At 74.9% G+C, this 8,675-nt stretch carries 7 protein-coding genes; 3 read left to right on the top strand and 4 right to left on the bottom strand.

The genetic code is table 11. The annotated features are described in order from the left end of the window. Positions 1-382: 382 nt before the first annotated feature. Positions 383-817 (top strand): hypothetical protein, encoded by a 435-nt coding sequence (locus tag M0638_RS06950; RefSeq protein WP_248666238.1) that lies wholly within the window; start codon positions 383-385, stop codon positions 815-817. Positions 818-830: 13 nt separating this feature from the next. Continuing rightward, the gene (locus tag M0638_RS06945) at positions 831-2,138 is read left to right on the top strand and encodes a cupin domain-containing protein (protein WP_248666237.1); all 1,308 of its coding nucleotides are present in this window, start codon (positions 831-833) and stop codon (positions 2,136-2,138) included. A 251-nt stretch (positions 2,139-2,389) separates the two neighbouring features. Here M0638_RS06945 and M0638_RS06940 read toward each other — a convergent pair whose 3' ends face one another. The 4 genes from M0638_RS06940 to tyrS all read right to left on the bottom strand — a co-directional run bounded on the left by M0638_RS06940 (position 2,390) and on the right by tyrS (position 7,418). Further along, positions 2,390-3,412, bottom strand: coding sequence for a D-2-hydroxyacid dehydrogenase (locus M0638_RS06940; protein WP_248666236.1), 1,023 nt, complete (start codon positions 3,410-3,412; stop codon positions 2,390-2,392). A 231-nt stretch (positions 3,413-3,643) separates the two neighbouring features. Continuing rightward, the gene (locus M0638_RS06935) at positions 3,644-4,582 is read right to left on the bottom strand and encodes a 2-hydroxyacid dehydrogenase (protein ID WP_248666235.1); all 939 of its coding nucleotides are present in this window, start codon (positions 4,580-4,582) and stop codon (positions 3,644-3,646) included. 407 nt (positions 4,583-4,989) lie between these two features. Further along, positions 4,990-5,796 (bottom strand): aldolase, encoded by an 807-nt coding sequence (locus M0638_RS06930; protein WP_248666234.1) that lies wholly within the window; start codon positions 5,794-5,796, stop codon positions 4,990-4,992. A 314-nt stretch (positions 5,797-6,110) separates the two neighbouring features. Continuing rightward, positions 6,111-7,418, bottom strand: coding sequence for a tyrosine--tRNA ligase (tyrS, locus tag M0638_RS06925; RefSeq protein ID WP_248666233.1), 1,308 nt, complete (start codon positions 7,416-7,418; stop codon positions 6,111-6,113). An 84-nt stretch (positions 7,419-7,502) separates the two neighbouring features. Between tyrS and M0638_RS06920 the strand changes: the two genes are divergently transcribed. Continuing rightward, a complete protein-coding gene (locus M0638_RS06920) occupies positions 7,503-8,606 on the top strand; it encodes an anhydro-N-acetylmuramic acid kinase (RefSeq protein WP_248666239.1) in 1,104 nt (367 codons plus the stop codon). Positions 8,607-8,675 lie beyond the last annotated feature (69 nt).

The following is an 8,675-nucleotide window of genomic DNA, read 5'->3' as shown; positions in this document are numbered from 1 at the left end:
CAGGCCGGAACGGCTCCAGCCTTTTGGCTGTTCGCATTTTCCGATTCGCCGGGTGAGTACACCCGACTTGAAAATGCTCTACAGCGAACCGCAGTCCGGTTGGGACTGCGGTTCGCTGTAGCTCGTTGTTCTCGGCGCGGATTCACGCCTCCGGGCGTAGCCGCCCTCCGGCGATCCGCTCTAGCGGCACCACGCAGGGCGGAGCAAAGCCGGGACGGGGCAAAGCCGGGACGGAAGGCAGGGCCTCCACCCCTCGGCTCCGCTGCGGGCAAGCCTGCAACGGAGCGTTGCATTCATGGTGATGAAAGGACGCGCAGGTTATCGTTCCGGAACAAGGCCGGCGCGAATATCATGCCGCCGCAACGAACCAAGGATGCGCCCCATGCCGGACCCCGCCGATCCTCGCCTCCGGCGTCGGCTCGTGATGCTGCGGCTGGCCGGCGCCGGTGCCGCCGCCGCGACCGCATCGCTGGCGGGTCCGGCCCGGGCGGCGAGCGGCAATCCCGCCCCCGCCACGGATGCCGATGGCGGCAATGCCGGCCCGGCAGAGGTGGTGCCGGTCGTGACCGACAACGATCCCTACGATTCGCCCGGTCGCGGCCGCGGCGGCTATCGCGGCGCCACCGACAACGACCCCTATGACAGCCCCGGCCGCGGGCGCGGCTACGCCGCCCCGCCGCCACGCCGCTCCGTCACCGACAACGATCCCTACGACAGCCCCGGCCGCGGGCGCGGCTACGCCGCCCCGCCGCCGCGCCGCTCCGTCACCGACAACGACCCCTACGACAGCCCCGGCCGCGGGCGTGGCTGGCGCTGAGGCGGCCCGCGCCATGACCGCCCTTCCGCCCGATCCCCCGCCGGCACCCGCCTCGCCGGCGGCGGCAGCCTTCGCCCTCGCCTTCGGCGGCATGTCCGTGGAGTCGGTGCTGCGCCTGCGGGAGACGCGGGAGGCGAGGCACTTCCCGGCCGACGATCCGGCGCGCTTCCGGGCGCTGTGCGGCGTCGCCGATCTCGACGCCTGGCTCGCCACCGGCGCGGCCCGCTGCCCGCAGGTCGGCATGGCCGATGGCAGCCGGGAGGGCAGCGCCGCCGTGCCGCCCGAGCTGTTCACGCGCGAGGATGGGCGGATCGACCCGGCCGGGCTGTTCGCGCGGTTCGATGGCGGCGCCACGCTGGTGGTCTCGCAATTCCAGGACATGCACCCGCCGCTCGCGCGCTTCTGCCGGGGCCTGGAGAAGCTGTTCCTGCACCCGGTGCAGTGCAACGTCTACCTGACCCCGCCCGGCGCGCAGGGGTTCCGCACGCATTTCGACACGCACGACGTGCTGGTGCTGCAGGTGCAGGGCGAGAAGCGCTGGCGCCTCTTTCCCGGCCAGCCCCTGCCCGACCCGACCCGGCACACCCGCTGGGACCGAGACCGCTACCCGCCGACGGGGGAGCCGGAGACGCTGCTGCTGCGGCCGGGCGACGCGCTCTACGTCCCGCGCGGCGTGCTGCACGACGCGCTGGCCCAAAGGGGCGGCGACGGGGGCGGCGACGGGGGCGGCGAGGCCTCGCTGCACCTGACCATCGGCTTCCTGGAACCGAGCTGGGCGGAAGCGCTGCACGACGCGCTCGACCTGCTGGAGCCCGAGGAGGCGGCGCTGCGGGCCGCCTTCCCCACCTGGCGCCTCACCGAGCCCAACGCGCTGCCGGCGCTGCTGCGCGGGATGGCCGAGAAGCTGGAGCGGCTGAACCGGGCGGCGGTGCTGGAGCGCGTCTCGGTGCGCATGCTGGACCGGCTGGCCGGCGAGCGCATGCCCCTGCCCGGCCGCGGCCTGCTCGCCACGCCGCCCGGCCCGACGGAGCCGCTGCGGCTGGCGGAGACGTCGCACCACCACGTCGCCGCCGCGCCGGACGGCACCGCGACGCTGCGCTGGGGCGGCGGCGTCGAGGTGCTGGACGCGGCGTCGCTGGGCTGGCTGGAGCGTCTGGAGGAAGGCGCCTGCGCGGCCGAGCTGGGCGAAGGCGCGCTGGAATTCTGCCGCCGGCTCGCGGCGCTGGGGCTGCTGGAGCGCGTACCGTCATCGGACACGACGGCGGCCGTCCCGAGGAAGGCGCCGGCGGCGGCGACCGTGGCGGGGCGGGCGGCGGCGTAAGGTTCCGCGCCGGCTAGAGCCGATCCAGCCTGACTGGATCAGGCCGGAACGGCTCTAGCCTTTTGATTTTTCGCATTTTCCGAGCCGCTGAGCGAGGACGCTCAGCTTGAAAATGCTCTAGGCATCCGACGGGGCGGCAGGGAGCGGCGACGCGCGGGCCGTTCCGGCCTTCTGATCCGGCGCATCTTCCGGGCCGCCGAGCGCGTGCGCTCAGCGTGAGAATGCTCCCGCGCCTCGCCCGGGCCGGTTCCTCAGCTCGGCCGTGCCTCGCCCGGCAGCGTCTCGCCACGCGTCCAGCGGCCGAGGTTCTCCGCGAACAGGGTCGCCACCCGCGCCTCACGCCCGTCCGAGACGCCGGCGCAATGCGGCGTCACCAGCGCGCCCGGCGCCGACCAGAGCGGGCTGTCCGGCGCCAGCGGCTCGGACTCGAACACGTCCAGCCAGGCGCCGGCCAGCCGGCCCGCGCGCAGCGCCGCGTCGATCGCCGCATCCACCGCCACGCCGCCGCGCGAGGCGTTCAGCAGGTGCGCGCCGGGCGGCAGCAACGCCAGGGCGGCGGCGTCGATCAGGCCGCGCGTCGCGTCGCTGAGCGGGCAGGCCAGCACCAGCCAGTCGGCACGCGGCAGCACCTGCGGCAGCTCGGCATAGGTGACGCAGTCCGGCAGGTGCGGCGGCGGCGCGCCGGTTCCGTGCCGCACGCCGAGCACCCGCAGCCCGACGGCGGCGCAGAGCCGGCCGATCTCCTGCCCGATCGGCCCGGTGCCGACGATCACCGCGGTCTGCCCGGCGAGGTCGCGCGGGCGCGCCGCCCCGGTGGGCTGCTGCCAGCGGCGCTCGGCCTGCGCCGCGATCCAGCCCGGCATGCGGCGCGACAGGGCCAGCAGCGCGGTGAAGGCGGTCAGCGCCACGGTGGGGGCGATGGCGCTGGCGGAATTGGTCAGCCGCACGCCGCGCCGCATCAGGCGCTGGTAGTCCTCGCGGTCCACCCCGGCCGGGTAGATGTGCAGCCAGCGCAGCGCCGGCGCCGCGTGCAGCAGGTCGAGGTAGCGCAGGAAGCCCGGCACCGGGCGGTGCCCGGTGCCGCCGGCGAAGACGTCGCGCGAGAGGAAGGCGGCCTCCACCCGACTCAGCTCGGGCGGCGGCGCCTCGGCGCCGGCGAACAGGACGGGCTGGAGCGGCCGGGCGCTGGCCTCGCGCATCGCCGCGCCGTGCTCGCGCCATGCCGCCTCGCTCAGCAGCAGGTGCAGCGGCGCCCCCGCCTCGTCCTGGCTCATGCCCGTCTCCCTGTCCCCGTCGCGCCGTCAGGCGCGCCTGACTTCACGCGCCGACAGGCGCGCCTGGCTTCACTTGCCGACAGGCGCGCCCGGCTTCACTTGCCGACAGGCGTGCCCAGCTTCACTTGCCGGCAGGCGTGTCCAACTTCGCCCGCCGACAGGCGCGCCCACCAGCGTCCGCCGACGGGCGGAACACGCAGGAATCGTGCCGCCAGGGGGGAGAGGCCGGATTCAGTATCCCCGGCCGGGGTCCACCAGCGCGTCCGGGGTGCGGCCGGCGCGGAAGGCGGCGACGTTTTCCAGCGCGATGCGCGCCGCCGTGCTCGGCTCGCTGTAGGCGGCGACATGCGGCAGCACGGTGATGCGCGGGTTGTGCCAGAACGGGTGGCCGGCGGGCAGCGGCTCCTGCCGGAACACGTCGAGCACGGCATGGCCGATCCGGCCGGAGTCGAGGGCGGCGAGCAGGTCCGCCTCCACGAGATGGCCGCCGCGCGCAAGGTTCACCAGGCCGGCGCCGCGCGGCATGCGCTCGAAGGTGGCCCGGCAGAGCAGGCCCTCCGTGTCCGGGGTGAGCGGCACGAGGTTGACCAGGATCTCGGCGCCCTCCAGCAGCGTGCGCATGCCGTCGGCGCCGCTGAGGCAGTTCACCCCCGCGACCGCGCGCGGCGAGCGGCTCCAGCCGGAGACGGGGAAGCCGAGCCCGGCCAGGGTGCGGGCCACGGCGCTGCCCAGTTCGCCCAGGCCGAGCACGCCAACCGGGCGCTGCGCGGTGAGCGGCTGGGCGAGCTGCCGCCACTCCCCGCGCGCCTGCTGCGCGGCGTAGGCGGGAAGCTGCCGGTGCAGGAGCATCACGGCGGCCAGGGCGCATTCCACCATGGCCTGGGTCATGGAGGGGTCGATCAGCCGGGCGATGGGCAGGTGGCGCGGCAGGGTGGGGTCGGAGAGCAGCTTGTCCACGCCGGCCCAGAGGCTCTGGATGAAGCGGAGATTCGGGTGTCGCGCCACCGTGCCGTGCGGCGGGTTGGCGACGAGGGCGATCTCGACCGCCTCGGGGTCGTAATCCTCGGTGGCGAGGACCAGCGTCTCGCCGGCGGGCAGGTGGGCGAGGAGGTGGCGGCGCCAGTCGGCGTAGTCCTCGGCGTCGAGGTTGCCGGTGAGGAGGATGGCCATGCTGGGTCCTTGGGTGGAAGGCCAGGGAGGGGAAAGGCCAGCGCCGGGGCGCTGCCCCGGACCCCGCCCAGTAGGTCTATTGGGGGGCGCCGCCCCTTACGATCCCCGCCAGGGGGCGAAGCCCCCCTGGAACCCCCCGTTCGGTTCAGGGGACGGGTGGTTCGACCGGCGAGGACCAGACGAAGAGAGGTCCAGGAGGGCTTCGCCCTCCTGGCGGATGGGGTCTGGGGAAGGCGGCGCCTTCCCCAGAGGGCGGATGGGGTCCGGGGAAGGCGGAGCCTTCCCTGGGGGCGGATGAGGTCCGGGAAAGGAAGAGCCTTCCCTGTTCGGAGGGGCCCGGGGAGGGCGGAGCCCTTCCCGATGACAAGGCGGGGTTCGGGTTAGGGCGGAGCCCCCCCCCCGCCGTTTCAGTCGAGGAAGTCCGGATCGGTCAGCCGGAGCTGGCGCCGGACGCTGTCGAGGTGCTTGCGGGCGCTGTCGGCCCGCGCCATGCCTTCCTGCTCGGCCACCAGCCGCGCCATCGCGTCGGAGACGGGCAGCAGCTTCCGGCCCGTGCTCATGGCAAGGATCTGCGCCTGCGCCGCGCGCTCCAGGTAGTAGAGATCGTCCCACGCCTCGGCGATGGTCTCGGCGAGCACCATCACGCCGTGGTTCTTCATGAACACGATGTCGGCGTCGCCGGCGCTGTCGGCGATGCGGTCGCCCTCCGCCTCGTCGAGGGCGAGGCCGTTGTAGTTCCCGTCCACCGCGACGCGGCCGTAGAAGCGCAGCGCGCTCTGGCCGGCCCAGACCAGCGGCTCGCCCTCGGTCATGGCGAGCGCGGTAGCGTAGGGCATGTGGGTGTGCAGCGCGACGCGGGCGCGCGGCTTGCGCAGGTGCAGGCGGGCGTGGATGTAGAAGGCGGTCGCCTCCGGCCTGCCCTCGCCCTGCACCACGTTGCCGGCGAAGTCGCAGAGCAGCAGGGAGGAGGCCGTCACCTCGGCGAAGGCGAGGCCGACCGGGTTGACCAGGAACAGGTCGTCGCGGCCGGGCACCACGGCGGAGAAGTGGTTGCAGATGCCTTCCTGCATGCCGAGGCGCGCGGCCATGCGGAAGCAGGCGGCGAGGTCCTCGCGCGCCGCGCGCAGGGTCGCGGCGTCGGGCAGGCTGTTGTGGCCGGTGGCGGGGCCGGCGAGGGTATCGACGGTGGTCTTCAGCTCGATGGCGTGCGCCATGGCGCGGGGTCTCCTGGGGAAGCTGCCCTGGGGAAGCAGCCGGCGGCCGTCGCGGCGAGGCTAGCCCGCGCGGCGCCGTGGGGCGACGGGTACTCGTGGTGCCGTGACGCGTCCCTGTCGTCGTCCAGAACGGTTCTTTTCGGGCCGCGCTGCCCGGGCCGCCGGTTCCGGTCGTTGCCGGGCGGCATCGGCGCCTCCGGCCGTGCCGGCGTGGCGCCCCGGCAGGCCGTGATAGGTGGCGGCACCCTCGCATGGGCGGGCGCGGCGCTCAAGGTTTCGCGCCCCGCCCGTACCGGCCGCCGCGCGCCGCCCCGTCAGACGGGTTCGGCGGCCTTCACCAGCACGTGGCGCTTGCGCCCGGCCGAGAGCTTGGCGGCGCCGTCGCGCAGGTCCTCGACGGTCAGCGCGCGCGTCTCCTCGGCCACGGGCGCGTCGTTCAGCCGCACGCCGCCGCCGCGCACGAGGCGGCGCGCCTCGCCGTTGCTGGCGGCGAAGCCGGCGCGCACCAGCAGCGCGATCAGCGGCGTGCCGACCGCCAGCTCGTCCGGCGCCAGCGCGATGCTGGGCAGGTCGGCCGCGGCCTGGCCGGCCTCGAAGGTGCTGCGCGCCGTCTCGGCGGCGGCCTCGGCGGCGGCGCGGCCGTGCAGCAGCGCCGTGGCCTCGGTGGCCAGCACCTTCTTGGCCTCGTTGATCTCCGCCCCTTCCAGCGCGGCGAGGCGCTTCACCTCCCCGTTGGGCAGCTCGGTGAAGAGCAGCAGGAAGCGGCCGACATCGGCATCCTCGGCGTTGCGCCAGAACTGCCAGTAGTCGTAGGGCGAGAGCCGGTCCGGGTTCAGCCACACGGCGCCCGCCGCCGTCTTGCCCATCTTGGCGCCGGAGGCGGTGGTGAGCAGCGGCGTGGTGAGGCCGAACGCCTCGGGGGCGGCGGCCTCCGCCTCGCCCTCCACTCCCCCCTGGCCGCGCTGTTCCGCCGTGACGCGGCGGATCAGCTCGACGCCCATCACGATGTTGCCCCACTGGTCGGAGCCGCCCATCTGCAGGGCGACGCCGTGGCGGCGGTTCAGCTCCAGGTAGTCGTAGGACTGGAGCAGCATGTAGTTGAATTCGAGGAAGCTCAGCGGCTGCTCGCGGTCGAGGCGCAGCTTCACGCTGTCCATCGAGAGCATGCGGTTGACGCTGAAGTGGCGGCCGATCTCGCGCAGGAACGGGATGTAGGCGAGGCCGTCGAGCCACGCCGCGTTGTCGAGCATCATCGCGTCGCCCGGGCCGTCGCCGAAGCGGAGGAAGGCGTCGAAGGTGCGGCGGATGCCGATCTTGTTGGCCTCGATCTGCGCCTCGGTCAGCAATTGCCGCTGCGTGTCGCGGCCCGAGGGGTCGCCGATCTTCGTGGTGCCGCCGCCGAGCAGCGCCACGGGGCGGCCGCCGGTCTTCTGCAGAAGGCGCAGCATCATGATCGAGACGAGGTGGCCGACATGCAGGCTGTCCGCCGTGCAGTCGAAGCCGATATAGGCGGCGAGCCCCCCGCGCAGCAGCCGCGCGTCCAGCGCCGCGGCGTCGGTGACCTGATGGATGTAGCCGCGCTCCTGCGCGATGCGCAGGAAGTCGCTCTTGAGCGCGCTCATGGGTGCCGTGTCCGAACTTCGTCTCTAGGGTAATCCCGCCGCGTATCGGGGCGGCGGAGTCGGGGGCTAGCACACCGGGCCATGCTGCGCACCATCGGGCTGATGAGCGGCACCTCGCTGGACGGGGTGGACGCCGCCTGGATCGAGACGGACGGGGAGCGGATCGGTCGGATCGGCCCGGCCCTTACCCTGCCCTACGACGCCGCGCTGCGCGACGACCTGCGGCGGCTGCTCGACCTCGCGCCCTCGCTGCCGCCCGCCGACCCGTTCCTGGCCGGCTGCGTCCGCCGCCTGACCGAGCGGCACGCCGAGGCGGTGGCGGCGATCGGCGAGGCGGCGGACCTGGTCGGCTTCCACGGGCAGACCATCCTGCACCGGCCGGGCGAGGGACTGACCTGGCAGGTGGGCGACGCGGCGCTGCTGGCGGCGCGCTGCGGGCTGCCGGTGGCGCACGATTTCCGCTCGGCCGACGTGGCGGCGGGCGGCCAGGGTGCGCCGCTGGCCCCGGCGCTGCACGCGGCGCTGGCACGGGACCTGCCAAAGCCGGTGGCGGTGCTGAACCTCGGCGGGGTGGGCAACGTGACCTGGATCGGGGAAGGCGGGGCGGGCGAGCACGAGGCGCTGGTCGCCTTCGACACCGGCCCGGCCAACGGACCGCTGGACGACTGGGCGAAGCGCCACACGGGCGAGGATTGCGACCGCGACGGGGCGCTGGCCTTGGCCGGGACGCCGGACGCGGCGGTGCTGGGCCGGCTGCTGGCGCATCCCTACCTCGCCGCGCCGCCGCCGAAATCGCTGGACCGGCTGGATTTCGGCCGGGCGCTGGCGGCGGCGGGGCTGGAGGCGCTGTCGCCGGCGGACGGCGCCGCGACGCTGGTGGCCTTCTCCGCCGGGGCGGTGGCGGCGGCGGCGCGGCACCTGCCTTCGCCGCCCCGGCGCTGGCTGGTCTGCGGCGGCGGGCGGCGCAACCCGGCGATGCTGCGGGCGCTGGGCGCGGCGCTCGCCGCACCGGTCGAGCCGGTGGAGGCGGTGGGCTGGGACGGCGACGCGCTGGAGGCGCAGGCCTTCGGGCTGCTGGCGGCGCGGGTGGCGCGCGGCCTGCCGCTGAGCTTCCCCGGGACGACCGGCGTGCCGTCTCCCTGGCCGGGCGGGCGAATCGCGCGGCCCGAGCCCGTGCCGGCCGGCTGAGCCGGACGGGAGGCCGGCACCTTCCCCCGGAACGCGACGCGGCCGCCGGGAGGTCCCGGCGGCCGCGCC

The sequence above is a fragment of the Roseomonas acroporae genome, assembly GCF_023223525.1.
GTDB classification, from domain to species: Bacteria; Pseudomonadota; Alphaproteobacteria; order Acetobacterales; family Acetobacteraceae; genus Roseomonas_E; species Roseomonas_E acroporae.
This window is presented reverse-complemented; position numbering and strand designations above follow the sequence as displayed.